The organism is Pseudoalteromonas sp. Of7M-16 (assembly GCF_022347805.1).
GTDB lineage: Bacteria > Pseudomonadota > Gammaproteobacteria > Enterobacterales > Alteromonadaceae > Pseudoalteromonas > Pseudoalteromonas luteoviolacea_F.
In genome coordinates this window covers 73184-99781 of sequence record NZ_JAKRFY010000019.1, presented here as the reverse complement: position 1 = coordinate 99781, position 26598 = coordinate 73184, and the positions used below count along the sequence as shown (strand labels likewise).

Sequence of the window (26598 nt, the reverse complement as noted above, 5' to 3'; positions counted from 1 at the left end):
GGGAGGGCTATATTCAAACAAGGCTATCAGTGGTAATTGGCACTTTTAGTTTTATTTCTAAACCTTTATTAGGCTTCGACCAAGCTGATATCTCTCCTTTTAATAACTGAGTAACTAAGTTATAAACAATATGCATTCCTAACCCACATCCACCTTGGTTTCGTTTTGTTGTCACAAAGGGATCAAATAGCGTGGTTAGGCTTCGCTCATTCATGCCTATTCCATCATCTTTATATGTCAAAGACCAACTCCCTTCCAGCTGTTGAATATTGACGCTCACCTCTCCTTCCTCTTTGCCTTCAAAACCATGCAAAATAGTATTGTTATACAAATTGGTTAGTATTTGATATAACGCACCTGGGTAAGTGTTTACATTTATCTCTCCATCCCCCTTGATTGCCAACGTTATTTGCTTACCATTTGCCAAAGGGCTGAGTGATATAAAGACATCTTCAACATACTCTTTAACATTAATCTCCCTTTGCACCTCGCTTGAGTGGTCAACCGCAACTTGTTTAAAATTGCTAATTAACTCTTTAGCACGATCTAGATTACGACTCATAAGCAAATAGCCTTCTTGCTGCTCTTGAATCGATGACTCCAATTCAGACTGTTTTAATGTCTGATTTTCTAGTTTGGTCGCAACTGTTTTAAGGCTTTCTTGATTGTACGAAATCGCAGTTATTGAAATTCCTAAAGGGGTATTTATTTCATGGGCAATGCCAGCAACAACATTACCCAAAGACGCCATTTTTTCACTTTCAATTAACTCTTGTTGAGTGCGTTTTAGTTCAATCATCGCCTGTTCAAGCTTTTGGTTTTTTTGATAAAGCTCATCAGTTCTAACTGCAACTTTAATCTCCAAACCTTCATTTAACGATTGCAATGCATTTTGGTGCGCTTTGAGCTCTGCAATATCCTTTAGCGCACCAGCAAGGCGCACCACCTTACCATGGCAATCTCTACTTACCACTTTTCCGCGTTCAAGTACCCATGTCCAATCATCGTCAACAGTTTTTACTCGAATCGCTATTTCATATGTATCCTGCTCACCCTCCAAGCAAGACTCGAGCTTTTCCTCCCAGCTTATATAATCTTTTGGATGAATGAACTGAACAGCATCATGAACCGACATGGTAGACTTGCACTGTCCATACGCGATGCGTGGTTTAACACTATGACGATAAATTTTGTTGGTACTTATGTGCCAGTCCCACATCTCATCTTGGCTAGCCCAGAGGGAAAGCTCCAAACGCTCTTGTAATTCGTTCATGATTTTATTGTCATTAACTACCTGCTGAAATCGCTTTTGACGCTGCCTAAACCACACTAAGAGCAACAATGTCGACAATAAAAAGTAGCCTGCTTTTGTATAATCATTCCACCACCAAGGCGCATTAATTCTAATGTCAAAATGATGTACAGGTGAAATTTGGTTGAAGCGATTAATGGTATAGGCCTGTACTTGATATTTTCCTGGCGCCAACTTAAGTAAGTTTATCTGCCTAACCCCATCGGCCAACTTAAGCCATTGTTCGCTAAGCCCTAAAATACGATAGAAAAACCTCAAGCCTTCTGAGCCATAATCCAAACTTGAGTAATGAAGTGAAACAATGTCTTGGTCATATTCAAGTTCAAGATACGTAGTCAGCTCTGGGGCCAATTTGAGTTCTTTGTTGTTAGATGGGTGAAGTGTACGGCCTAACAATTCAATATTAGAAATTAATAGCGGCCTTATTATTGGAGATATCTTGATCTCTTCTGGGTGAAATTGGTTAAACCCGTTCGACCCTCCGATAAAAACCCGACCGTCAGGAGCGAGCCAACTTGCGTTGTAATTAAACTCGTTGCCTTGTACGCCATCTACCGGAAAAAAGTTATCAATTTTAAAGTCATGGATATTGATTCGAGACAATCCGCCACTGGTGCCAAACCAAATATGATTTTGTTTATCATACAAAAGCGCCCAAATGGCGCTATTTGCCAAACCATCAGACCGTTTTATCGCCTTAACAACGGAAAAGTTACTATCGACTATCGAAATGCCTGTTTCACTCCCAGCCCAGATACGGCCAAAACTATCTTCTTGCAACATAAATACAATATTTGACGCCAATGAGTCCGCAATGGTTAGCTGCAAAAGCGTACCGTCTTCATATTTAAATAGACCATCTCCAATGCTGCCAAAAATAAGGGCATCACCCTGTTTTAATAGTGATGAAACATGGCTGGGCGCCTTATCTTCAAAAGGCAAAAAGGGTTCAAGCTTGTTGGTTTTTTCGTTGAAGTAAAGCAGCCCCATAGTGCGAGAGCTCATTAATACCTTGCCTTCAAACTCAATGATATCATTGAAGCTCAGTTCAGGGCCTTTGCCAATATCTGGAATGATATTAATTAAATCCCCGCTGTCTATGTTCAGACGGTACATACCCAAGCCTCGTGTCGCGATCCACATATGCTCGCCTTGGATATGTAATTTAGTAATGAACGCACTTTCCATTACAGAGACTTTTGGAAATACTTGTTGAGCTTGCTCAAACCCTGCGCCATCGAAAAAATATAACCCTGAGGATGTGGCCAGCCACAACCTGTCGTATCTATCCAGTGCAAAATTTCTGATATCAGGCTCAGGAAGAGACCTGTCAGGGTAGTTAAACGCGCTAACGTGCCCAAAGTTTTCACTTAACTGACTAATAAAGTGTAAGCCACTGGTTTCCGTTCCAAACCACAAGTCTTGGTTGCTATCGACAAGGACGGACAAAATACTGTTATCTTGTAGGCCAAGTCCTTGACCCTCATGTTTAAACCAGTGCTTTTTAAATTGACCTTTTAAGTCGTATAGGTATACCCCAAAGTTACTTCCTACAAACAGTTTATCTGTCGATATGTGTAATGTATTTAACTCCAAACCCGCTTGGCTACCGACCTCTATTTCCCACAAGATACGCTCGTACAGCACATCGTAGCTAAGCAGTTTATTGTCTTTTGTGATCAAGAACGCCCGCTCGCCACGTAAAGCCAAGTACTTAAAGTCACCGGCGAGCAGCAACGCGCTTTTGCTTGATTGCATACTGAACGTCATAAAACCACGCTCAGAGATATAGTAAATCTGACCATTATATGTGATTGCATGACTGGCAAAACGACCTTCTAATTTTATGGATTGAGGCACGAGGGATACTTTATCTATCACATAAAAATCGTGGTTTTCAGTTGAAACCGATATATAGTTTCCGCTGCAATTGAGGCTTTTTACCCGATCAGAGCTGATCGCTTGATAATTTTCTTTCAAAAAGCTTTGAAATCGACCTGTTACCGTGTGGTAAGCACTTAAACCTGTACTTGTTGCAATCCAGACAGTTTCTCCACTGTGACACAGCCCGGTGACAAATGCACCGGCTAGTGCATTGGGATCTTGTTGTTTACTGGTAAATTGCTTGAACTCATGACCATCAAAGCGATTGAGCCCTGCTTGAGTACCAATCCAAATATAGCCTAATTGGTCCTCCGTCAGTGCCATGATTGTTACTTGGCTCAACCCAGATTCATAGTCGAAGCGGCGCATTATCTGCGAAGTGTCGGTAAAAACAGGGCTGGCTCCTGCGTGACACGCAGTGGACAGCAGACATACAGAAAGTATGCGTTTGCTCTGGTTATTGTTTAATATCCAGCAAAGACACATCATACAAAAGCGCAGTATCGATAGCATAAATGCCACTTAAGTCACTATACTTACAGGTAACTATAGCAAAAGTTGTGTTTAGCGCTTCTATACTTACGTGATTAGTTCAGTTCGAATTGCGTCACTTCACCTGTGCCATGCAGTAAGGTGTAGTTTTTCAGCTTACCTTCCTCCATACGCACTAAGCTTATCGCCGAGTCTGACACCAAGTAGCGCCCATTGCCGTAGTCAGATTTGTGTTTTGACACAGCTAGCTGCCAGCGTTTCGTAAATATATTAAACGGACTCCAAGTCGAGAATAGCGCGATATCCAATTTTTCTAGAATCGCCAGCAACCCTTTTGGAAACTCATTTTTAATACCCGATGCAGTCAGTTGCCAAATTCGATTGTGGTGACGACCGAATCTTGCCTGTACAGAAAAGCAAAACGAATAGTGCACATCTCCAGAGAGAATTATTGTCTCTTTGGGCGTATCTTCACGTTTAAATATGTCGATAAGCTTTCTTGCTGCGCCTTCGTGAGCCATCCAGTTCTCTACGTCAACTGCCAAAGGTTCACCGCAGGTGTTAAAAATTGCCTGAATGGTTTCAATAATTTTTACACCAAAAACAGGTGCAGGACTCACTAATAAAACACTTTCGTGATGGATTAATACATCCTGTAAATCCATTAGGCTTTCCCAGTCCATCAAACCACTCGGTTCATCAAAATCCTGTTCACTACGCCACCTATGCGTGCGCGTATCGATCACCACGACTTTTGGCGTTGTATCCAAGCAATAGTGCCATTGACCAAACCGATTTATAGCTCTGTCAAACTTATCAAATTGCCATACATCATTTTGAAAAGATTTTAAAAAACCAGGAAGTAAGTCACCCGAGACGCTCTGGGCGTCGTTGCCTAGCCCTTGAAACAACCAATATGCAATCAAGCCATTATTAATGATACGCTTACTAACGAAAGAGTTAGCGACGTTTTGCTCCCACCTCGGTGTTAAATTCCAATCATCTGTGACGTCATGATCATCAAACATCATCAATGTAGAAATATTCGCCATTAACCTTTCCACTTTAGGGAGTGTGGCAATATAGTCTGTTAATGCTCTTGATTCAGCCTCAAATAATGTTTGATTTTTCGCGTTGAGAGTGTCGCTTTTAAAGCCAAAAGGTTCTACTAACTTCCAAGCCTCAGAGCTAAAATTCAGAATATAAAAAGCGACAAACTCTTCAAAAGAGATTAGGTGATTACCCGCTTTTACACTTGAAAAATGCGGCTCATCTTTACGGGTCCAGTAGCCTAGCGTTAGTTTGCTTCGATTTTGCCAAGGCTCCTTTGGCAGGTGTCCATCTCGTATATATAATTGCGATGCCAACTCGCTGGGCAAAGACAGCTCCAAGGGCAGTTCTTTGTATATCCCAAGTACACTTATCAATTGATGCACAGCCACAAGCATAGGGCCTGCAACATCATCGGCGTAAACTTGATCGCCGGATAAAATTAACAAGCTAGGACGTTCATCGCTATTTTTATAGCTGTTGGCGACATAGGCATCGGCTTCTGCCAAACTATCCTTGCTAGGGTGATGCGGGTTTCTGCAAGAACCATGTAGAACATGAGTGAGCACCTTAGGAACAATTAATGTTGGCGACGCCTGATAACTAAACCGAGAAAGGTCAACAGCAACCGTGTTGTTATATACTTCATACGGCAATTCTATATCCGTTGAAAACGCTTGTCCTTGCGGACGGACGTTCAGAAATATGAGATATAACGCCTCCCCAAGCTGTATATTGGTTTGCTCAACAGCTGTTTTATAGCCAGCAAACTCCACAACCAGATTAACCAGTTTAGTCGTAACAAACTGAAAACTAATAAGGTGAGGTTCTGCTCTACGGACCATTGGCCCGCAGAGGAATAGAGGTAGATTAGCTTGATTCACTGATTCGATTACGACTTGCTAGGCTAAATAACTGATAGAAGTTGTGGGTCGTCGCGTGAGCCAGCTCTTTGAACGATAAACCTTTTAGGTCAGCAATAAAATAAGCGACGTCCTGTACATAGGCTGGCTGATTAGTTTTACCACGGTGCGGAACAGGCGCTAAATAAGGAGAGTCTGTTTCAATTAACAGTCTATCTAGAGGCAGCTTTTTAACAACCTCTTGCAACTCTACTGCATTTTTAAACGTCACAATCCCTGATATTGAAATATAAAAGCCCATATCTATCGCTTTTTTTGCCATATCCCAGTCTTCAGTAAAGCAATGTAAAACTCCGCCGCAATTTTGCGCATTGTGAGCTTTCATAATGTCAATGGTATCTTGACGGGCATCACGTGTATGAATTATGAGTGGCTTATTGAGCTCATTGGCAACATCAATGTGCCCTGCAAAACTGTCCTGTTGAACTTTGTGAGTGTCCTTAGCGTAGTAGTAATCTAGTCCTGTCTCACCGATTGCAACCACGCGATCGTGTTGCGCCAACGACAACAACTGAGCTTTATCTAAAGCCTCCTCTTGATTTAGCGGATGAACGCCACATGAAGCAGACACATCATCAAAGGGCTCGATTACGCGTAACATATTTGGAAACTGATCTAACGTAACACTAACACACAGAAAGTGCTCTACTTGCTTATCGCGGGCTGCTTGTAATATTTCTGGCAACTCGCTCTTTAATTTATCAAAATCTAAGCGGTCAAGGTGACAATGTGAATCTACTATCATTACTACTTTCTTACATCGTATAGGTTGGTTTATCAAGATTGAGCGCAGTACCCAACATTTTTACTATTTTATCATTTACCAGCTCAAACTCGGCATCAAAGCACACACCTACACCAGGCGGATTCGAGTTTTGTGCACCCTGTGGTGTGATCCAAACAACCTTGCCTGTTACTTCCTCTTCTTCAAGTGCATCAGGCAACATTATTCTCATTGAGATCGGCGTCCCCATATCGAAACGACTATTGGTTTTAACAAATATCCCACCGTTTTTCAAATAAGGCATGTAGCTTCGATAAAGCTCGTCGTTGTCTTCGATATCAACTAATAGTTCTTGCACTGTATTCAATCCTGTTTTAATACTCGCTGTAGCCCAAACACCAAATTAGACAGACTCAATGTTTTATTAATGCCCAAAATCCTGTGATGATCGGACATGTATTTTTCAATTTGCACAGTGCAATTGTGAAATTGAACAAATCCAATGTTTTGAGCCGTGAGTTGCTGTTTAATCACCTGCATTAGAAAACGCGCAAACACCGATAATAAGGATGCATCTTTTGTAAGCGTCGTTTCTAGTGCATTTACATCAGAAATGCTAGCAATATCATGGGAAACTTTCCACAGGTAATCCACTTCAGAAATGACTTCTAGCTGTGCCCATTTGCTTAGCAATAAGGGTTGATCTGAGAAAATATCAACCCAAGGGTACGCACTGCTGGAGATCCCCTGCTCCGCTAACCACTGCTGTGAAACGCGTTTGTCTGTTATAGACACTTGGACTTGATTGCAACGACTCAATACCGTTGCCTTTACTTTAGATACATCATTACAAGTCATCAGGATATATCGTTTTGCCGCTGGCTCTTCGAGTGTTTTTAGAAGGGCGTTAGCAGCCGATTCAGTCATTTTTTCGATTTGCTCAATAACGACTACTTTGTTCCCACCTTGCTGCGCAGAATGGAAAACAAATTCGTTAAGCGTCCTGATTTCATCGACTCCAATACTGCTTGAGTCAGCCGAAAGATAGAGTAAATCAGGGTGATTTTGCGCCTTTATTAACAAGCAGCTTTTACATACACCGCAACTCGACAGCGCCTCGACACTATTGACACATAATAACCCTTCACTTAATGCGCGAGATAACTCACTCTTGCCCACCCCTTGTAACCCATGGATCAGCTGCGCATGATGAAAACGACTTCTGGCAAAGCTTTCTTGCATTCTAAGTTGCACTGGTTCTAGCCAAGGGTACATTATGCTACGCCTTTTTTACAAACATACGTCATTACTTTTGTGCCACTCGGGCATCGACTGCCTGTAAACACTGCGCGAGTACATCTTCTGCTGAATAACTTGCGTCTATTACTGTAAAAGATTCCGGAGCCGCCTTTGCCTGAATCAAGTAACCATCACGTGCTCTCTTTAAAAAGTCGAGTTTTTCAACTTCCAAGCGATCTAGACCTTCGCCTCTTTGCTGGACACGCTGCAAGCCGATTTCAGGATCAAGATCTAAGATAATATTAAGGTCAGGTTTAAAGCCGTTTAATGCTAAGTCATTTATGGTTTTTATAACTGACAGGTCAATGCCTCTTGCATAATGCTGAAAACTAAAAGTAGCGGCATCAAAACGATCAGATATTACGATTTTACCCGCTTCTAGCGCTGGCTTTATTTTTTCTTCTATATGTTGTGCTCGAGCAGCACCAAACAGCATCAGCTCTGCTAAATCTGTCATTTGAGGTGTATTCGGGTCTAAAATGACTTCTCTAATTTTCTCCCCAATTTCAGTTCCGCCAGGCTCCCGAGTCAAAACGACTTCATACCCTTTTGAAATTAGATGCGCCTCAATACCCTTAATAACTGTTGTTTTGCCAGCACCATTACTGCCATCACAAACGAACATGAACCCTTTGCTCATCTTTGTACTCAAATAATCTTTTTATAGTCTGTATAACGCTATACTACCGTTTTTTTAGCGCTTTATCAGTATGTAGAAAACCTTTTGCTTACTTCTCAACCAGGCAGACCACCATCCGTCACCAACTCAAAACCCCTAGCTCCCTTTCAAAGCGGTCAAAGGAGTAAAAAACTCCCCACTATTGATAATCATTTATGGGTAATTCGAAAATGACAACGTAATCAAATTGATTTAAGTCTTTATTTTGCTGATTTGTCATTGAATTGTGTACAGTTAGACCTTAGTATTGTTCAAAATAATAATACGAAATATTTAGTTTTGAGCACATTAAGCCGATTTTTCTTACTTGAAGAAGAACACAAACCACGTGTAAACGTCCCAACATGGCGTCTTAGTGCCCTTCGTATTATCCTGGCTACAGGATTAGTTCTTTGCTTTGGCATTTTTCTCAACAGTTTGCCCACGGCAATTGACTATAACCTAGACTATGTTATCGCACTGACTACAGGCTTTACCCTTACTCTTGGTGCACTGTTGTTTTTAAGTAGCCATACATTTTTCATTACCGCACATTTGTTGCTCGTCTGCATCGTAGTCGCAGGCATAATGATCAAACTTTTTATTCCTAGCCTAGAACTTGCGCATTTGGGCTCCATATTTGTTTACATCACACCTATCATCGCACTAATACTCGTTGGAAAGAGAACAGCAATATTTTACGCAGCGCTCAATATTGTCCCATTTATTTTGATACTAAAAAATATCGATATCTCTATCGTTCCAAAGGGGCAGCGAATGTATGTCGATGCGATATTGCATATCCAACTGTTGTTGTTTTTCTTCTTGAACTGCTGTATCCCTCTGGCGGTTTGGCGAACCAGTCTAGCAGCCAATCGCTTAAACAAGCACATGCATGAAAACAACACATTGCTAAAATCGCAAAAGCAAATTTATCAGCGCTTTTTTCAAAAATCCTTTAACGCCATTATTTTGGTCGATAACCAGCTAAATGTTGTAGAAGCGAACGATAAGGCAAAACGTCTTCTAAGTATTCAAACACAACCTCTACCTCTGCCATTAAACAGAATAACACCAGATAATGTAGAGTATTTAACCTATGACAACGATCTCATAGAAGCTTTGCCTAAAACGTTCGAAGTAGATGACAAATGTATCGAAATTGCGGCTCAGGAACAGCATTCAAATGATATTAAGGCATGGTACCTTCAAGATGTTTCTGATCAGCAACAATTGCAGCAAGACTTATTAACGCTAGATGTCGCACACCAGCAAGCAAAGTACTTCGATAAAGCCACCAATTTGCCAAACAAAACCTGGTTATTGGAACAACTACAGGCGCATATAGACAGAGGCGAGCCGTTCGCACTTTTAATAGCTGACAACCTCAATAAGCACGTACTGGATTATATGATAGACGGTGAACAGCACCGTACGCTTTACGCACGAATTAACCAATTGGTTGAACAAGACGCAGAGTTGTTAGATCAAATTGCGTATATTGGCGCTGGTCGCATTGCTATTTTAGTTGAAGCAAAAGGCCCTCTTAAAGACATTGCAAATCGCTGGCACAAGCAATTAGATTTCTGGATTAAACTGGGTCAACATCAATTCCATTCAAAATATGCAATTGGTATCGCCACCTACCCTGAGCATGGCTACATCGCGGAAAGACTATTAAAAAGTGCCCTTCAAGCTTGTGAACTCCGTGCACCTAATCAAATGATTACAGTATTTGACCAACTGACACGTAGGCAAACCCTTGCTAGGCATGAAATGGCATTACTGCTAGAAAAATCAATAGAGCTGGGAGAGTTGAAGCTTTATTTGCAAAGCAAACACGATATTCAGAAAAATATTATCGGCTACGAAGCACTGGCAAGATGGCACAATAGTTTGCTAGGTTGGGTACCTCCCTCACAGTTCATTCCCATCGCTGAAGAGTTCGGGCTGGTAAGCCATGTCACGCGCACAATGCTCGACAAGGTTTGTCAGTTCATAACTGCCAACCCCGAAATAAACGTACCTGTAGCCATTAATATCAGCTCAAGAGACATTGAGGATCCTCATTTTATTTCGCAAATACAGGGGATCACCAGTAAGTATGGCGTCGCACCTCAATCCATTGAACTTGAATTAACAGAATATAGTTTTGCCGACGACCACAACCATGTCATGGATAAACTCAATGAGCTTGGCTTCATGTTGAGTATTGATGATTTTGGTACAGGGTATTCCAACATTGCACGCGTCTTAGAATGTCCAATACAACGCCTAAAATTAGACAGAAGTCTGTTGACGGATATCACTGACCTTAAAAAGCAACGCTCATTATTACTGGGACTGAAGACTATTTGTGAGAACATGCAAATTGCCTTACTTGCCGAGGGTGTAGAGACTCAAGAGGATTTCGAGAGGCTATCTAAACTAGGTATTACAGAGTTTCAGGGTTATTGGTTTAGTAAGCCTTGCAGTGCAAATATGCTAGATCTCAGTCTATTAGCAACAAACAATAAAGCCCTGTCATAATTTAGTCATACAAATATTGTTAAATGTGCATGTCAAATAATACCTATTTGGCATTTGAACTCCCCCCTTGGATTTATTTACGCTCGAGTTTCGGGCGTAACTTTTTGACCAGATCTGGCATTTTTACTTGTAATGAAACAAAAAAACCCAGTCACAAAGTAACTGGGTTATTGCTTTCTCGATTAATTAAAATATTAACCGAGTAGCTCGCCAAGTTGTTGGCTTACAGCGTCAACCGCTTGAGTGCCGTCTAGCTTGTGGTATTTAGTATTGCCAGCTTCAGCTTCTTTGTTGTAGTAGTCAACAAGTGGCCTTGTCTGGTCATGATAAATACCTAAACGCTTACGAACAGTTTCTTCAGTGTCATCTGCACGGATAATTAGGTCTTCACCAGTTTCGTCATCTTTGCCTTCAACCTTAGGTGGGTTGTATACAACATGATAAACACGGCCAGAACCAGGGTGTACGCGACGGCCACCCATACGCTCTACAATGATCTCATCTGCAACATCAAATTCAATTACATGGTCGATGTTGATTGCATTTTCTTTCATTGCATCAGCTTGAGGAATTGTGCGTGGGAAACCATCTAGAAGGAAACCTTTCTCACAATCAGGCTTTGCAATACGCTCTTTTACTAGGCCAATGATAATTTCATCAGAAACTAGCTGGCCAGCATCCATCACTTTTTTTGCTTCAAGACCTAGTGGTGTACCTTCGCTGATTGCAGCACGAAGCATATCGCCAGTCGAGATTTGAGGGATACCAAATTTTTCCATAAGAAATTGAGCTTGAGTGCCTTTACCAGCACCAGGCGCGCCTAAAAGGATAATGCGCATATTATGTTCCTCGATTCTGAGTTTACTGTATTTTAATTGTTTGGAATTTTTTCATATTGCGCGTTGATTCTCAAGTCACTTATACCAATTGATTAGAGGATTTGTCCCTGTGTGGGGATAGATCAAACATCTACCATCCGATTGCTTAAAAACCATGCAATTATCGATATATTTTGGAAGCAGCTTGCTATCTCATGTTTCTCATCAAAGATTATCGTGCGCTGTACTTACCTTATTGCCATATTCTGATTGTCGTACTTAACATTGCACATAAGACAAATACAAAAAACCCCGCTAACTCGCGGGGTTTTAAATTTATTATTTTACCAAGTGTTACAGAAATGCACCTAGAGCTTTAACTTGGTCAAGCATGCGGTTTGAGAAACCCCATTCGTTGTCATACCATGCCATAACTTTAACCAGTTTGCCCTCTACCTTTGTTTGCGTTGCATCAAAGACAGAAGATGCAGGGTTGTGATTAAAGTCGATTGAAACAAGTGGTAGCGTGTTGTACTCAAGCACACCAGCCATTGCACCATCAGCAGCAGCCTTTACAATTTCATTCACTTCGTCGGCAGTAGTTTCACGTTTCGCTACAAAAGTAAGGTCAACAAGAGAAACATTTACTGTTGGAACACGTACTGCCATACCATCTAACTTACCCGCAAGCTCTGGAAGTACTAGGCCAACGGCTTTAGCTGCACCTGTTTTAGTAGGGATCATTGATTGTGTTGCGCTACGAGCACGATATAAATCTTTGTGATATACATCACACAAGTTCTGGTCATTTGTAAATGCATGAATTGTTGTCATACTGCCCTGCTCAATACCAACTACATCGTTCAATGCTTTGGCAACAGGCGCAAGACAGTTTGTTGTACATGATGCATTCGAAATAATGTTGCTGTTTTCATTCAAAACATCGCTGTTCACACCGTGAACCACTGTCGCATCCAGATCCGTACCTGGAGCTGATACGATCACCTTCTTAGCACCCGCTTCAATATGCTTAGCGGCAGCATCGCGAGAAGTGAAAATGCCTGTACACTCGAGAACGATATCAACGTTCAATGCTTTCCACGGTAAATTTGCTGGGTCACGCTCTTGCGTCAATGCGATTTCATCGTTTCCGATAACTAATGTGTTACCAGCAAGTGTCAGTTTTTCATTAAAGCGACCGTGTACAGAATCAAACTGTGTCAAGTGTGCGTTGGTCTCTGCTGGTGCTAAATCATTAATTGCAACAATTCTAATTTGGTCGTTCTGACCTGATTCGTAAAGTGCACGTAGTACGTTGCGACCGATGCGGCCATAGCCATTAATTGCGATGTTGATCATGATTACATTCCCCTAATTATTTAACTTCACTTGCTTGTTTTGCAAGCGCTTCGATGGCTTGCCAGTCTTTATTTGCAATTAGCGATTTATCCAACATCCAAGTACCGCCAACACAAACTACATTATTTAATGCCAGATATTTAGGCGCGCTTTCTAGCGATATTCCACCGGTAGGACAAAATGTCACTTGCGGTAGAGGTCCACCAATCGACTTAAGCATTGGCGCACCACCAGCAGCTTCTGCTGGGAAAAACTTCAAGAATTTAAAACCGTGAGCTGCAAGCTCCATTGCTTCGCTTGGTGTCGCAGCGCCTGGTAAGAACGGGATATCCGTGCTTTTTGCCAGCTCTAGTAGTTCAGAGCTCACACCCGGACTCACCATAAAATCTGCCCCTGCGTTCACAGACGCCTCAAAAGATGCTTTGTCGACCACAGTACCAGTTCCAACATATGCTTCTGGTATCGCTTCTTTAATTTGCTTTACCGCTTCCGCAGCAACAGGCGTTCTCAAAGTCACTTCAAGGGCACGTAAACCACCATTGTAAAGCGCACGTGCCAAAGGAATTGCATCTTCTAATTCTTCTATAACAATTACCGGAACCACGGGTGCTGCCGATAAGATTTCTTGTATTTTCATATTTACCTCATCCCCAATGTTGTTATTCGTCGATACCAAAGGCGCTCGCGCCCATATCTGCACTGCTTACCATGTTTCTAAAACCTGTGAATAGCTCACGGCCTGTACCAAAAGTCAGCTCTGGTTGTGTAAGTTCTAATTCACGCTTTTCTATTTCTTCATCAGAGACATGTAAAACAAGGTCGCCATTTGGTGCATCAAGTGTGATCATGTCACCTTCGCGAATTTTCGCGATAATGCCACCTTCTACAGCTTCCGGCGCAAGGTGGATAGCCGCTGGTACTTTACCTGAAGCACCCGACATACGGCCGTCCGTTACAATTGCCACTTTGTAGCCTTGATCTTGCAGTGTGGCCATAACAGGCGTTAACTTGTGCAATTCAGGCATGCCCTTGGCTTTTGGACCTTGCTCTTTAATTACAGCAATGAAATCTTGATTCAGCTCACCCTTAGCAAAAGCGTCTTGAAGTGCCGCCTGTGAACTAAAAACCTTTGCAGGAGCAGAAACAAATTGATGTTTCTCATCTACAGCAGATACTTTGATCACAGCTTTACCCAAATTACCTGTCAGTAGCTGCAAACCACCCTGCTTATTAAATGGATTAGAGACTGGTCTTAATACCTCTTCATCAAGGGAGTTTTCTGGACAAGGAACCCATTTTACTTTTGTCGGGCCTTCGCTGTTGGTCATTATCACGTTAGTATCGATGTCCAAAACAGGCTCTTTGGTATAATCGTCTAAGCCTTCACCAACAATGGTTTTTACATCATTGTGTAAGTAACCTGCGTCACGCAGCTCACGCATTAAGAAGCCCATACCGCCAGCAGCTTGGAAGTGGTTAACATCTGCGGAGCCATTTGGATAAATACGTGTAAGCAGTGGCACAACTTCAGATAAATCAGCCATGTCTTTCCAAGTAATTTGTACACCCGCAGCTTTTGCCATTGCGACCAAGTGAATAGCGTGGTTCGTAGAGCCACCTGTTGCCAATAATCCAACTAAACCGTTGATCACTGTTCTTTCGTCAACGATTTCACCTATTGGGTTAGCTGATTTTGTTTTAATTAGCTGCTCAAGCATCATTTTGACAGCACTTGCCGTTAGGCCATCACGTAACTCTGTATAAGGGTTTATGAATGAACTGCCTGGTAAGTGAAGACCCATAATCTCCATCAGCATTTGATTTGAGTTGGCTGTGCCGTAGAAAGTACAAGTACCAGCACTGTGGTATGACGCGCTTTCAGCTTCCAACAACTCTTCACGGCTCACCAACCCTTGTGCAAAGCTCTGACGAACACGTGCTTTTTCTTTATTTGGAATACCAGATTCCATTGGGCCAGCTGGTAAGAAATAGATAGGCAAATGACCGAAAGATAAAGAACCAATCAGCAACCCTGGGACAATTTTGTCACATACACCTAAACAGAAAACACCGTCAAATACGTCATGAGATAGTGCCACTGCGGTCGACATTGCGATTACATCACGTGAGAATAAAGACAGCTCCATACCATCACGGCCCTGTGTAACCCCGTCACACATTGCCGGTACGCCGCCCGCCACCTGAGCAGTTGCGTCGTATTGCGTTGCTATCTTTTTAATTAAATCTGGATATTCAATATAAGGAACATGAGCAGAAAGCATATCATTGTATGAGTTAATGATGGCTAAGTTTGGCTGGTCGTCGGCCTTCAATCGCGCCTTGTCACTGCTTGAACAAGCAGCCATTACGTGTGCTAAGTTACCGCAACCTAAGCCGGCCCTAACGCGTGTTTGTTTTTTTGCTTCTTGTATACGCTTAAGGTAGGCACTACGAGTTGTCTGGCTGCGTTTAACGACTCTTTCAGTAACTTCTTGAATTCGAGGATGCAACATAATCCGCCTCTCTGCATGTTTAGAGGAAAAAGGCTCAGTACAATTAACTGTGTACTGAGCAGCTTTGATTTACCCGTTCAAAGGTACGCTATCAGGTTGTCTCTCACCTCAACCTGACACCGGTGTCACTGTATTAACTCATATTCATGACACCGGTGTCAACCTATTGAACATTAAATTTAGATTAAATTCGGTCCATATCTAAATTATGGACAAAAAAAGCCCAATCGCTAGGGATTGGGCTTTTGACAAGTAGATGTAATTAAACTTTGTTATTTTGCAGCAGTGGACTCTCTGGTGATGAGTTTTGCTTCCAAAACTTTTTGATAAACTTCTGTCGATGGATCAGATATTTGCAGTATCAACTGCTCTACAGCCTGACGAGTCATTTCCTCTACTGGCTGCGCAATGGTAGTCAGACCAGGCCAAATATGGCGAGCAATAGGCGCATTGTCAAAACCAGCAATTGAAATATCTTCCGGTACTCTGATACGTCTTTGTGTGGCGAGCTTCAACACGGCAGCGGCCATGTAATCATTTGAAGCAAACACCGCCGTTGGCATTGGTTCTAAATCCAAGATTTCTTTTGCACTGTCAGCACCGGAGTGATAACTAAAGTTACCTTCTGCAACAAGCTTTTCTTTATATTCAATACCGTGTTTGAGCAAAGCATTTTGGTAACCACTGAAACGTTTTTCCGTTGCGCTGTGATCAGGGTGGCCTTTAATAAAGGCGATTTCTTTATGACCAAGTGATATCAAATGCTCGGTAAGTTCATAAGCACCCTGCTCGTCGTTACTTCGCACAGAAATAGAAGTATCATCCTGCAAAGCAGAGGCTACTCGAGCGAAAGGAACATTTTGGGCCTTTAAAAAATCGATTAAAACTTGCGAGTCCGAAAACGGTGGTGTCAGCACTAACCCGTCTAACCTTGACGTTGTCAGCAGCTGATCAACGTTTTCAATTAACTCATCGCCGCGAAGCTCACAGGGGTGTATCAGCAGATTATAATTAAACTTATGACATGCCTCTAACGCACCACTTTGCACACGAGTGATGTAACTCTTACTGGGATTGTCATACAAACAACCAATGATAAAGCTTTTGTTGCGCGCGAGCCCCCGCGCAATAGGATTCGGCTTGTAATCAAGCTCTTTAAAAACTTTGAGTACCTTCTCACGTGTGGCTGGACTTACATTGGGCTCATTATTAAGCACTCTGGAGACCGTTTTTTTCGATACTCCCGCGTACTCTGCCACGCTGTTAATGGTTACTTTTTTCATATTTATTCCAATCTACGAAAATTGGCTGCGGCTATGTAAACACGCTGCTGCACCAATTAAAGGAATATTATCCTGCACAACTAAAGTTACTGGAATTTGCCCTGCGTATTGAGACATTATCCCCTTTTCTGTAAACCTTTCAACAAATCGACTAGAAATCAGCCGTTCAGTCATGCGAGGTAAGATTCCACCGCCAATAAACACGCCACCCAACGCCCCGAAGGTTAACGCAAGATCACCTGCAACACTGCCAATCCAATCACAAAATTGATTAAGTGTTGCGTCACATACTTCACACTCACCCGCTCTCGCGCTGATCTGTGCTGCATTTAAGTCTTCTGATGGTAGTCCTTTAACTTGTGCCATCGCTTTATACAGTCTTGCCAATCCAGGTCCCGAGAACACGGTTTCAACCGATACATGACCGATACTCTCTTTAAGCACATGTAATAACTGTTTATCTAATTCGGTGACAGCCGCCAAACTGATATGGCCCGCCTCACAACTTAACACCGCACTGCTATGTATATCACTTACATGACATGCTGAACCAAACCCTGTGCCCGGCCCCATCACTGCAATATTTGCCCCAGGCGCCGCTTGACCTGCTTTTATTTGAATATTGTCTTCTTTTTTCAAGTACGGCGCAGCATATGCAAATGCTGCAAAATCATTGATCACAGCGAGTTGTTCAAAACCAAATTGTTTTTGCACATCTTGAGAATTGAAGTTCCAGCCTAGGTTTGTCAGAAAAACCTGTTGACCTTTTATAGGTCCGGCGACGGCAAAGCAAGCTCGGGAAGGTTTAGAAATCGTGAGTTTATCAAGGAAAGCTGAAAGAGCAGATTCAAAGGACTGAAACTCTGCACTAGGAAAAGTGAACTGGTGGTCAATTGTAAACTGTTTAGAGTCTAAATCGTATTTTGTCACGACGGCAAATCGAGCATTAGTACCCCCGATATCGGCAACGATAATCGGCTCGAACGCAAGGTCATGACCATTAAAACTATTCTGTGTTGTCTGGCTCATGATGTTTTTCTCTGTTGTTGCGGTGTTCCAAACACCTTTGGGGCTTACACCCACTTGTTATCCCAAATATATAATCAGCCGAAACTTTGCACGCAGGCTGAAAAAAGAGCTGCCCCAAATGAGGGCAGCTAAATACGTTTTGACAACAAAATGATAAAACACCGACATTATGACACCGGTGTCAAACTTCATCAATAGAAATTTACAGCTTTTGTGAAATTGGTTGCAAAAAAAAAATAATCAAAGACAATACTCACGACTCCATTAAAATAGTTTTGACCATGAAAACGAAAGGAAAAGCAACTTCATTTGACATTGCACATTTCGCAGGTGTTTCGCAATCAACCGTGTCGAGAGCGCTACGAAATAGTCCACTTGTCAATGAAGAAACTCGCAGAAAAGTGTGGGAAATTGCTAAAAAGCTCAATTACAAAGTAGATAAAAATGCCAGTAATTTACGTACCCAGCAAAGTGCGACATTGGCCATTTTATTGTTTGAAGATCCTACCGGCGATGAGTCTCAGATCAATCCTTTCTTTTTAAACATGCTGGGCAGTATTACCCGTGCCTGTGCAAAAGAAGGATACGACTTACTCGTTTCCTTTCAATCGATCAGTCAAGATTGGCGTGCTGAATATGAAGACAGCCACCGCGCTGATGGGATCATATTACTCGGCTATGGCGACTATATGGACTACCAATCAAGACTACAAAACTTGTTGGCTCAAGATACCAAGTTTGTTTGCTGGGGTGCGAAAGTCGAGGGGCGACCTGATTTAACTGTAAGTTGTGACAATTATGGCGGTGGTGAATTGGCCGCTCAACACTTCATCTCTTCTGGTAAAAAGCAATGTGTTTTTATTGGGGACGCCTCAGAGCACAGCCCAGAGTTTTTAATGCGGTTTAAAGGTTTCAAGGATACCCTAGAGCAAAAGTCAATCTCATTGAGCGAAAGAAATATTGCCAATGCTATTTCCACCGAAGAATCCGGATATCACGCGACGCACTCACTTTTAGCAAATAACGTTAAATTCGATTCCTTATTTGCCGCCAGCGACTTGATTGCAATTGGCGCAATAAAAGCGTTAAAGGAAGCTGGATTGAAGATCCCAGAAGATGTCAGTGTGATTGGCTTTGATAACATCGCTGCTGCAAATTACATTACCCCTTCATTGAGTACAGTACAGCAAAACACAACCTTGGCAGGTCAGATGCTCGTTTCGAACTTGCTAGCGCTGATTAAGGGTGAGCAAATAACTGAAACTTTATTACCACCTAAACTGATTATTCGCCAATCAACATCGTAATCAAAAATCTGGCCGAGCTAATAACCTCGGCTTACTTTATTGCTTGCAGGCGTGAAACAATGACTCCCAGCGCACTCTGTTTTTAATTACCCAGTGCTGCGCAACCTGCTTGGGAGTCGACTTTTCAACATCCACCTTAGCAGACAAAGATTCTATTTCATCGTTAGTTAAATCAAATTGCCGTAACCCATTAGCTAAACATGGAAATAACTCAACGAACCGATTACTGGACACTTTTTTCAACCACCCTGACTTTGGATTACCACAATCATAAGGCAGCTCAGCATTGATCCCCCATTTAGCATCCTCTTCGCAGTCTTTGGAGTGAGCTGGAAACTCAACAAACTCTCCTGGATAAACACTCCCAACCCAATTTGGCGTCCAATTAAATATCAAAATTGCTTGCTGCTGAGCAATCGCACTTGCTAACTCCTGCCATAAAGATTGACCATCTTCGACTTGTTTAACGATAAAGTTTAAACCTAGCGCTTTAATTCTTGCTCGATCTGGTTTCTCCCAAGGTCCTGCGACATAAACCCCTTTCCCCCTTGAATCGGGTCTTACGAAAATATCATGGCACTTTCTCAGAGCACGCCAGTCAGGTAACCCTGGGCATGCGTCTTTAACGTATAAGGGATACCACCAGTCTTCACGCGTCGCCACCGAGTACGTACCTAAGTCAACTAGCCCTCCCTTATTTAGCAATTGGGTGTACTTCTCTTCCATTGTGCCCTGCCATACTTCTAATTGCAGATCGGCCTTGTTAGATTTGAGCAAATACCACTGAGCATCCACTTCAACATTGATAAACTCTACTTCATAGCCAAGTCTTATGAAAACTTGCTCGGCAATGTTGGCCAATATTTGCTGACTGGTCCAGTCATTTACCAATATCCTAACTGGTGTAGCAAAAATAGAACTATGAAAAATCAATAAAAAGAAACAAAGTTTACGCATATTTATTGCCATACTTGAATAAGCAAGTATATGTATTCCTGTTGTGCAATTCGGTTGTTACTATGACCTCATCGCAACAGGTCACTTGGCCTGAACAAGGCTACTTTGATAAAGTGTAAATATACGCTTTACAATACTCTGCGTTTTCCATTTTCACTTCACACACTTGCCTTGAATACTCTTCTCCTTCGAAGGCATCTAGCATAGACCAGTGGTCACCTAGTTGTTGTGACAAAAATACATAGCCTTCTACCCATTGAGCTTGCGAATTAAGTTCGATACCAGGGTACCCCATGTCGGCGCCCCAACCTTGCTGACAAAGCTGCCCACGCACCCACCCTTTTTTAAACTCGCCGCGCAGAGGTTCTAAGATGTGCGTATTGACGCAGTTGGGTGCCAAAGAACCATAGACAAATAAACAATTTATTTCTTCACTCATAGTAGCTCCAACACTCCACCTCACTATAACTATAGATTAATACGCTTTTTTAGCCGCCAATAAAACCTGCACGCCTTGTTTTTCATGCAAAAACCAGAACGTTTGCTAAGCTTTTAAATACGTTCTAAGTTAAAACATGCGCCCACTATCTCTGAGCTACAACCCATAACACTAAACAAGGACAATACTCTAAGTGCAAGTTCATGACTTAACTTTGATGCTTTCACTTTTTATTGCATCAATCACCGGGGCCATTGTCCTAAGCGCAGTCACCAAAATGAGTCAAACGATTGAAGGGGCTCGGTTTTGGGCTATCGCACTCGGTATTTTATCCATTGCTTACCTATCTCAGTTAACGTTACAAAGTGCACCGAGGCAACTCACAGTTGCAATCTTTAATACCTGCCTAGTTTTTGGTCATGCACTGTGGCTAATTGGTGCTTGGCACTTTGTTCACACCCCTCCGTCCACAAAGAAAATATTCATCCTAATAGCACCAGTGCTAGTGATGTCTTTGTTTTTTACTTTCGTACTGCCTGATCGTCCTATGCGTCTACTGTTAATCGGCATTTGGTTATTACTGGTAAGAGCGCATTACGGGTGGGTCCTTTGGCAACATGCGAAGCACGACAAGAATGAGTACATCGCCGTAAAGATCACCATCGTTGTCGTATTACTTGAACTAATACTTACCTTTTTTTACACACTGTATGGCGCGTTTGGCGCTCTTCCTAGTATTGGAGAACAATTCAGTTGGGTGGGAGGGTATACTTGGTTAGTCGCACTCATTGGCATTGTAGCGGGCATTCCATTGCTTATGTTACTCAGTGCAGGGCGATTTGTTCGCAAACTGGAATATGCCGCACATCACGACGAGTTAACCGATTTACTGAACAGGCGTGGCCTCTCTCGGTATTTGGATAACATTATGCCGCTATCACAAAGAAAGTGTCATTCACTCAGTGTGATCATGATAGATGTCGACCATTTCAAGAAAATTAACGATCACTTCGGTCACCAAACTGGTGACATAATACTTACGCATATTGGTAACAAGCTAAAATCGACTATGCGTGCTTCCGATCTGGTTGTTCGTTGGGGGGGAGAGGAATTCTGCATCGTCTTGTTTGATACGACCCCTGCACACACTTTACAGTTAAGTGAAAAAATAAGAGGCAACTTTGAAAAGAGCATCGAACAGATTAAACCAGAAATTGGCGAAGTGACTTTGAGCGCGGGTATCGCCTATACTGACTCCGTGTCGCAACAAGCCTTTGAAGCAACGCAAATTCATGCTGATAAAGCACTATATCAAGCTAAAAATAATGGCCGTAATAGAAGTGAGGTTTATCATATTGAAGATTCATAAACACTGAGAAAATTTATTACAAACTCCTCATAGTAAGTACAGTGTCGCTAATTTAGTTATCTTTTATCATTCGAGGACCAAATGAAGTACTGTGTAAGTTGTAACTGTGGAAATGTAGAGGTGTCAGTGAACTTTCCTCATCCTATTGAAAAATACCAAGCCCGTGAGTGCAATTGTGACTTTTGCCGTGCCAATGGCCTCGCCTATTTATCAGATCCGAACGGTACACTGTCACTGACCGCTAAAGACCCAATGAAACAGCTCAAACAAGGGTCGCTGCAAGCGACTTTTTGGCAATGTGCCCGTTGCATGGATATTGTCGCCGTCACCCACTCTAATCACAAAGAAACAAAAGGCGCAGTATGCAAAAAGTTATTCGAAGCCAAGTACCTAGTTCAGCCTTCTGTTTGTGTTAGCCCAAAAGACCTGACACCGACAGAAAAGCTCAATCATTGGAATGCTGCGTGGTCAACTGTCATCGACACCTAGTTGTTCTGCTATTTTGTGGTTTCGCAATAAGGTTGGAGCAAGTCATGTCTAACTTACTCACTTGAATTTGAGATATTAATGCTGTCAGACAAACGTTGTTGTCTCTTTGAAAAATAGTGGGCTTTCTCTATTTCACCCCGTTGCCGATAAAATCTAGCGGCTAGACCGTAACAATCCCGAACTCGATTGGTTAACTCTAACTCTGAAAAGTGCACAATAGCTTGTTCAATTGCCTGTTTTGTTTCAGGTGCTTGATGGTCTACACGCCATAGAGCATTGTGGTAAACAACAAAAGACAACACTTCGATGTTATTTAAATCTCCCTTACTTTTTAGCAATTCCAATTGAGTAAGATCTTGGTTCATTTGCTCCCAAGGCAACAAACTGTTCTTTGTATACATCCAACTTAACCAACGATAGTAAATCTGTTTTTCAATATTTCCTTCGTAAGCGGCACTTAGTTCATCTGCATAGGCAGAAGCCCTTTGAGTTTCCCCTTGTTCAAACGCTTGCTTGGCTTCCAGTGCCTTGATAGACAAAGACAGCTCTGCGCCTTCAAAAACTTGCAATTGACGAGCATGCTCTATGAATTGTGATGCATTATCAGGTTTATCTAAAAGGATATACAGCATCGCTTTTTTGAGTTGCAAAATGCCCATTAATTCTAGGTCATTTCTTAAGTGCGCATACTTATAAGCCGTGTTGTAATTGCTTAGGGCGATGTCTAACTTTTGTTCTTGGCGCTTTCGATCTCCTCTCGCCGTCCAAGTATTGGCCAAATCTAGATATCTGGTGACACGATATTGCTTCTCTGGTGCACTAGAGCACCCTGTATTAAGGAAAATTAACAACATGACCAAGACTGCTGCTGCATACTTAATCATGCATTTCTACTCCCGAGGAACTAGGCTTTTGTTCTATACCATCTTTTAAAATTGGATGATTATTTAGCGCCTGTAGCGTTTTGTCCATTTTGTCCAGCACTTGCTGCATGCTGTGGATAGCAATCGCAAATTGCTCTCTTTCACTGTGTACTTCTTTAAGCATAAGCTGCATCACAGTCAGGCTTTCATTTAGATTGCTAAGTACAATAGGAAGTTGTCTATTTGTTACCTCACCTATTATATCTGCAGGTTGAGCATAATTATCGAGTGTTGTTTCTGCTTGTCCCATAAGTCTTTCGGTCGTCAACAAGGTGGTATTCAGCTGCTCCAAAACTTGAGGCATTTTTTCCAATAGCTGCTGACTCTGGGCCAATGTGCGTTCAGCATCAGGCAATAAATCACTGCTTTTAACTTCCTCACTAACTACCATTAAGTTATCACTGATCTTGGCAACTCGATCCAACACCCTAAATATGGCACCCGCTTCAGGGTTATCCTCTTTTTGGAAGTTCTGCAGTAATTGGTTAATACTGGCTAAAATAGACTCGATATCATCGCCTTTTTGGGCTATAAAACCCTGCTCTATATAGCTTTTTCCAAGAGCGCTACTAATATGTGGAATAAAACTATTCGGTGCAAGTTGAGCATACTGATTGGCTCGATTTAGCTCTGGTAAAATTAGCTCAAAAGTAGTCACATCATCAAAAATGGGATGCTGCTCCCCTGCCAAGACCGCATATTGCACAACTTTATTTTGGTACTCACGAAACACCCAAAGCTCGACTTCAATCAAGTTGGTGTCATGATTCAATTTGAACCCGTCTATTCTGCCTATTTTTAACCCTTTAAAATATATGGCTGGTAACGCACTTAGCCCACTTGCATCTTGTAAGATGGTTTTATAGTACGTTTTGTCAGCAAAAGTGTGATTATTTACGAGGATCATAGAAGTCAAAACAACGAGCATTACAATGCCGGCCACGCCAAAAGCGAGTACTATATTATTTGTTTTTTTGGGGCTATGCTGCATAGGCTAAAGCTCCGAATAACAAAGCATCTCATTGAGCTCTAACCGCTCATCCGCTAGTTGGCTGATAACCTCTTTCCGATTAGAGCATAAAATAAGCGTTGTCCCCTGTTCTTTTAAGCGTACCAATAGGTTTAAGACATACTGTCCCCACTGCTCATCAATTTCTGTCATTGGGGCATCCCAAATAACCGCTTTAGGTTTTAACAGTAGTGCCCGGGCTAACCCCGCAAGAGAAGCTTGCCCTGATGACAGCATCTCAGTTCTTTGTGCAAGATAATGTTGCAGTGAAAACTCCTTGGCTAAGGCGTTTATACGATGTAATTTTTCACCTTTATCCAACTCTTTAAAATGCCTGTTGAGCGGCAGCATAAGGTTTTCTTCTAAAGTTAAATTCGATATTAAGCCTGATAACTGAAATACAACACCCAAGTTCCGTCTAAACTCAGCATAGTCCTTTGAGTGCATTTGATTTACGGCACGACCATTGATAACGACTTGACCACTGTCAGGTCTAATAATGTCACTCGCAATACTGAAAAATAGTGTTTTTCCACAGCCTGAACGCCCGGAAACCACTAAACACTCACCCGACCCTACCTGAGCATTTAAGTCACTAAAAATAGCTCTATTTTTAACGCTGTGAGAAATATTCCTGAACTCAATATGCATAGCTAACGCCCTATCAAAATCACGTATAACAGTGTCAATGCGACATGAATCAAACAGACAGAAATCAGCCCTCGCCCCACAGCTTTAATATTTCGTTGTGGCACCTCAGTGATTGCTCTGTTTACCGTTAATCCGTGATAACTAGATATTAAGCTGATGAACAAACCAGATAGTGCTACTTTGACTAACATCACCACAATATCGAGCCAATGTAGTTCCCCAATGAGTTTTGCAAAAAAAGTGCTTACAGGAATTGATTGAAAGGCGTTACTCACCAAGTATCCACCAAAAATGCCACAGGCTACGAAATAACTCATTAGCAACACTAAAGAGATAATCATCCCGAGTACTCGCGGTGCAACTAAATAAGAGATAGGTGAGACCCCCATAGAAACCAAAGCATCTATTTCTTTACTGACAACCATGTTGCCTAGCTCAGTCGTTATTGCCGTTCCAGAGCGCGCCAATACAATAAAACACACAATAAAGGGTCCAAGATCCCGAACAATCGTTGAGATCAAAATGTCATAAATCCAATTACCTTGTCCGATTGCTGCCAGTAATGGGTAACCTTGAACAATGATCAAAGCCCCTATGAGCATAGCGATAAGTACCACCAATCCGAGCGCTTCAACACCGGTGAATCGCACCTGACGCACCAGTACATCAAAGCTAATGGAACGATTGCGATGAAAAAAAATAAAATCAGAGATAACGTATGCAGAAAAAGGCAAAAATCCATATGCAATCATAACTGTACCTCGTTATCAAAGTTCAGTAGATCAAGCATGAATAGTCGTCTTAACAATGAGTCATAACATTAAGGTTAGCAGAACAATCCAAATATTGGCCCCGTATTCAGAAAAAATCCCTCGCGCCTGCTCACCGTTATAAGCCATCGCTTGATAATAAGATTCTTACCCTTATATTCAATAATAACCCTAAGTAAACCGTGATCTACATGTAATCAAAAGGTGATGTGTGAACTATCTAGCTCATTTGTATCTAGCGAAGAAAAATGCAGACTCCTACTATGGCAATTTGTTAGGCGACTTTCAGCGTGGTATCGACACTCGCTCACTACCAGCAACGGTTCAAAACGGTCTAGCCAACCACATCTTAGTTGATAAGTTCACCGATCAACACACATTGGTTAAGCAATCACAAACTCTGTTTAGTACCAAACGTAGGCGGTTTTCAGGCATTGCCCTAGACGTATTCTACGACCATTTATTGATCAAAAACTGGAATGAGTTTAGCGCACTTCCCTTTGAGACATTTAAAACTCAAAGCTACAGTTTACTTGAACAACGTTTGCCAACCATGCACCAATCTATGCAACAGGTAGTTGAGAAATTAATTACTGGCGATTGGTTTTCCAGCTATCAAACCCTAGATGGAACCATTCGAGCCATAGATAATATTGCCAATAGAGTTAGATTTAAAAATGAGTTTAAAGGGATCGGCGAAGAGCTAACACAACACTACGACGAGTTAGAACAGCTATTCCTTTTGTACTTTCCCGAGCTAATAAATCATGTTGCGAACCACGGTCTGGAAAACCAAAATTAATGCGCATTT

Annotated in this window: 23 protein-coding genes; 5 read left to right on the top strand and 18 right to left on the bottom strand. The window is 42.0% G+C overall.

Annotated features, from left to right (window positions below; all coding sequences use genetic code 11):
• Window positions 1-13: 13 nt before the first annotated feature.
• The 6 genes from MHN81_RS18725 to tmk form a co-directional block, all read right to left on the bottom strand.
• A complete protein-coding gene (locus MHN81_RS18725) occupies window positions 14-3709 on the bottom strand; it encodes a two-component regulator propeller domain-containing protein (RefSeq protein WP_239426407.1) in 3696 nt (1231 codons plus the stop codon).
• Window positions 3710-3783: 74 nt separating this feature from the next.
• On the bottom strand, window positions 3784-5583 hold the full coding sequence (locus MHN81_RS18720; protein WP_239426406.1) for a metallophosphatase: 1800 nt from the start codon (window positions 5581-5583) through the stop codon (window positions 3784-3786).
• Between the two features lie 25 nt (window positions 5584-5608).
• Window positions 5609-6406, bottom strand: a complete 798-nt coding sequence (locus MHN81_RS18715) for a YchF/TatD family DNA exonuclease (RefSeq protein ID WP_239426405.1) — start codon at window positions 6404-6406, stop codon at window positions 5609-5611.
• Window positions 6407-6416: 10 nt separating this feature from the next.
• Complete coding sequence (locus MHN81_RS18710) at window positions 6417-6743, bottom strand: PilZ domain-containing protein (RefSeq protein ID WP_023399292.1); 327 nt, start codon at window positions 6741-6743, stop codon at window positions 6417-6419.
• A gap of 5 nt (window positions 6744-6748) precedes the next feature.
• Window positions 6749-7660, bottom strand: coding sequence for a DNA polymerase III subunit delta' (gene holB, locus MHN81_RS18705; RefSeq protein WP_239426404.1), 912 nt, complete (start codon window positions 7658-7660; stop codon window positions 6749-6751).
• A 31-nt stretch (window positions 7661-7691) separates the two neighbouring features.
• Window positions 7692-8324 carry a dTMP kinase gene (gene tmk, locus MHN81_RS18700; RefSeq protein ID WP_239426403.1) on the bottom strand — a complete coding sequence of 211 codons (633 nt, stop codon included), beginning with the start codon at window positions 8322-8324 and terminating at the stop codon, window positions 7692-7694.
• A 318-nt stretch (window positions 8325-8642) separates the two neighbouring features.
• Between tmk and MHN81_RS18695 the strand changes: the two genes are divergently transcribed.
• On the top strand, window positions 8643-10871 hold the full coding sequence (locus MHN81_RS18695; RefSeq protein ID WP_155250759.1) for a GGDEF domain-containing phosphodiesterase: 2229 nt from the start codon (window positions 8643-8645) through the stop codon (window positions 10869-10871).
• 194 nt (window positions 10872-11065) lie between these two features.
• Here the strand turns inward: MHN81_RS18695 and adk are convergent, their stop codons facing one another.
• From adk to glk, 6 genes are all read right to left on the bottom strand, one after another.
• The gene (gene adk / locus MHN81_RS18690; RefSeq protein WP_023399288.1) at window positions 11066-11710 is read right to left on the bottom strand and encodes an adenylate kinase; all 645 of its coding nucleotides are present in this window, start codon (window positions 11708-11710) and stop codon (window positions 11066-11068) included.
• A gap of 333 nt (window positions 11711-12043) precedes the next feature.
• Complete coding sequence (gene gap, locus MHN81_RS18685; RefSeq protein ID WP_023399287.1) at window positions 12044-13048, bottom strand: type I glyceraldehyde-3-phosphate dehydrogenase; 1005 nt, start codon at window positions 13046-13048, stop codon at window positions 12044-12046.
• Between the two features lie 16 nt (window positions 13049-13064).
• A complete protein-coding gene (locus MHN81_RS18680; RefSeq protein ID WP_023399286.1) occupies window positions 13065-13685 on the bottom strand; it encodes a bifunctional 4-hydroxy-2-oxoglutarate aldolase/2-dehydro-3-deoxy-phosphogluconate aldolase in 621 nt (206 codons plus the stop codon).
• 22 nt (window positions 13686-13707) lie between these two features.
• Entirely contained in the window at window positions 13708-15561 is a 1854-nt protein-coding gene (gene edd / locus MHN81_RS18675; RefSeq protein ID WP_023399285.1) for a phosphogluconate dehydratase, read from the bottom strand.
• Window positions 15562-15833: 272 nt separating this feature from the next.
• Entirely contained in the window at window positions 15834-16844 is a 1011-nt protein-coding gene (locus MHN81_RS18670) for a LacI family DNA-binding transcriptional regulator (protein ID WP_023399284.1), read from the bottom strand.
• A 12-nt stretch (window positions 16845-16856) separates the two neighbouring features.
• Complete coding sequence (glk, locus tag MHN81_RS18665) at window positions 16857-17873, bottom strand: glucokinase (RefSeq protein WP_036976201.1); 1017 nt, start codon at window positions 17871-17873, stop codon at window positions 16857-16859.
• A gap of 281 nt (window positions 17874-18154) precedes the next feature.
• On the opposite strand from glk, the gene MHN81_RS18660 reads away from it, so the two are divergent.
• Window positions 18155-19180 carry a LacI family DNA-binding transcriptional regulator gene (locus tag MHN81_RS18660; RefSeq protein ID WP_023399282.1) on the top strand — a complete coding sequence of 342 codons (1026 nt, stop codon included), beginning with the start codon at window positions 18155-18157 and terminating at the stop codon, window positions 19178-19180.
• Between the two features lie 36 nt (window positions 19181-19216).
• On the opposite strand, the gene MHN81_RS18655 is transcribed toward MHN81_RS18660, so the two are convergent.
• Together MHN81_RS18655 and MHN81_RS18650 are read right to left on the bottom strand one after the other, a co-directional pair.
• Window positions 19217-20137, bottom strand: a complete 921-nt coding sequence (locus MHN81_RS18655) for an ABC transporter substrate-binding protein (protein ID WP_023399281.1) — start codon at window positions 20135-20137, stop codon at window positions 19217-19219.
• 100 nt (window positions 20138-20237) lie between these two features.
• Entirely contained in the window at window positions 20238-20576 is a 339-nt protein-coding gene (locus tag MHN81_RS18650) for a gamma-glutamylcyclotransferase family protein (RefSeq protein WP_239426402.1), read from the bottom strand.
• Between the two features lie 193 nt (window positions 20577-20769).
• Here MHN81_RS18650 and MHN81_RS28270 point away from each other — a divergent pair, with 193 nt between their 5' ends.
• Window positions 20770-21945, top strand: coding sequence for a GGDEF domain-containing protein (locus MHN81_RS28270; protein WP_023399279.1), 1176 nt, complete (start codon window positions 20770-20772; stop codon window positions 21943-21945).
• Window positions 21946-22026: 81 nt separating this feature from the next.
• The gene (locus MHN81_RS18640) at window positions 22027-22434 is read left to right on the top strand and encodes an aldehyde-activating protein (RefSeq protein WP_239426401.1); all 408 of its coding nucleotides are present in this window, start codon (window positions 22027-22029) and stop codon (window positions 22432-22434) included.
• Between the two features lie 53 nt (window positions 22435-22487).
• On the opposite strand, the gene MHN81_RS18635 is transcribed toward MHN81_RS18640, so the two are convergent.
• The 4 genes from MHN81_RS18635 to MHN81_RS18620 are packed head-to-tail and all read right to left on the bottom strand — an operon-like array spanning window position 22488 to window position 25769.
• Entirely contained in the window at window positions 22488-23318 is an 831-nt protein-coding gene (locus MHN81_RS18635) for a hypothetical protein (protein WP_023399277.1), read from the bottom strand.
• Complete coding sequence (locus MHN81_RS18630; protein WP_023399276.1) at window positions 23311-24348, bottom strand: hypothetical protein; 1038 nt, start codon at window positions 24346-24348, stop codon at window positions 23311-23313. The genes MHN81_RS18635 and MHN81_RS18630 overlap by 8 nt, the downstream gene beginning before the upstream one ends.
• A 3-nt stretch (window positions 24349-24351) precedes the next feature.
• The gene (locus tag MHN81_RS18625) at window positions 24352-25017 is read right to left on the bottom strand and encodes an ATP-binding cassette domain-containing protein (RefSeq protein WP_023399275.1); all 666 of its coding nucleotides are present in this window, start codon (window positions 25015-25017) and stop codon (window positions 24352-24354) included.
• A gap of 2 nt (window positions 25018-25019) precedes the next feature.
• Entirely contained in the window at window positions 25020-25769 is a 750-nt protein-coding gene (locus MHN81_RS18620) for an ABC transporter permease (protein WP_023399274.1), read from the bottom strand.
• 229 nt (window positions 25770-25998) lie between these two features.
• Between MHN81_RS18620 and MHN81_RS18615 the strand changes: the two genes are divergently transcribed.
• Window positions 25999-26589 carry an ACP phosphodiesterase gene (locus tag MHN81_RS18615; protein ID WP_239426400.1) on the top strand — a complete coding sequence of 197 codons (591 nt, stop codon included), beginning with the start codon at window positions 25999-26001 and terminating at the stop codon, window positions 26587-26589.
• Window positions 26590-26598: the final 9 nt, after the last annotated feature.

What these genes read in the sequence shown, in the direction of transcription:
- MHN81_RS18625 (WP_023399275.1), bottom strand. Translation starts at nt 25,017, where the DNA reads ATGCATATTGAGTTCAGGAATATTTCTCACAGCGTTAAAAATAGAGCT.
- MHN81_RS18660 (WP_023399282.1), top strand. Translation starts at nt 18,155, where the DNA reads ATGAAAACGAAAGGAAAAGCAACTTCATTTGACATTGCACATTTCGCA.
- MHN81_RS18655 (WP_023399281.1), bottom strand. Translation starts at nt 20,137, where the DNA reads ATGCGTAAACTTTGTTTCTTTTTATTGATTTTTCATAGTTCTATTTTT.
- tmk (WP_239426403.1), bottom strand. Translation starts at nt 8,324, where the DNA reads ATGAGCAAAGGGTTCATGTTCGTTTGTGATGGCAGTAATGGTGCTGGC.
- MHN81_RS18650 (WP_239426402.1), bottom strand. Translation starts at nt 20,576, where the DNA reads ATGAGTGAAGAAATAAATTGTTTATTTGTCTATGGTTCTTTGGCACCC.
- MHN81_RS18670 (WP_023399284.1), bottom strand. Translation starts at nt 16,844, where the DNA reads ATGAAAAAAGTAACCATTAACAGCGTGGCAGAGTACGCGGGAGTATCG.
- MHN81_RS18635 (WP_023399277.1), bottom strand. Translation starts at nt 23,318, where the DNA reads ATGATTAAGTATGCAGCAGCAGTCTTGGTCATGTTGTTAATTTTCCTT.
- MHN81_RS18720 (WP_239426406.1), bottom strand. Translation starts at nt 5,583, where the DNA reads ATGGTCCGTAGAGCAGAACCTCACCTTATTAGTTTTCAGTTTGTTACG.
- MHN81_RS18630 (WP_023399276.1), bottom strand. Translation starts at nt 24,348, where the DNA reads ATGCAGCATAGCCCCAAAAAAACAAATAATATAGTACTCGCTTTTGGC.
- MHN81_RS18725 (WP_239426407.1), bottom strand. Translation starts at nt 3,709, where the DNA reads ATGCTATCGATACTGCGCTTTTGTATGATGTGTCTTTGCTGGATATTA.
- MHN81_RS18680 (WP_023399286.1), bottom strand. Translation starts at nt 13,685, where the DNA reads ATGAAAATACAAGAAATCTTATCGGCAGCACCCGTGGTTCCGGTAATT.
- glk (WP_036976201.1), bottom strand. Translation starts at nt 17,873, where the DNA reads ATGAGCCAGACAACACAGAATAGTTTTAATGGTCATGACCTTGCGTTC.
- MHN81_RS18620 (WP_023399274.1), bottom strand. Translation starts at nt 25,769, where the DNA reads ATGATTGCATATGGATTTTTGCCTTTTTCTGCATACGTTATCTCTGAT.
- edd (WP_023399285.1), bottom strand. Translation starts at nt 15,561, where the DNA reads ATGTTGCATCCTCGAATTCAAGAAGTTACTGAAAGAGTCGTTAAACGC.
- holB (WP_239426404.1), bottom strand. Translation starts at nt 7,660, where the DNA reads ATGTACCCTTGGCTAGAACCAGTGCAACTTAGAATGCAAGAAAGCTTT.
- adk (WP_023399288.1), bottom strand. Translation starts at nt 11,710, where the DNA reads ATGCGCATTATCCTTTTAGGCGCGCCTGGTGCTGGTAAAGGCACTCAA.
- gap (WP_023399287.1), bottom strand. Translation starts at nt 13,048, where the DNA reads ATGATCAACATCGCAATTAATGGCTATGGCCGCATCGGTCGCAACGTA.
- MHN81_RS18715 (WP_239426405.1), bottom strand. Translation starts at nt 6,406, where the DNA reads ATGATAGTAGATTCACATTGTCACCTTGACCGCTTAGATTTTGATAAA.
- MHN81_RS18640 (WP_239426401.1), top strand. Translation starts at nt 22,027, where the DNA reads ATGAAGTACTGTGTAAGTTGTAACTGTGGAAATGTAGAGGTGTCAGTG.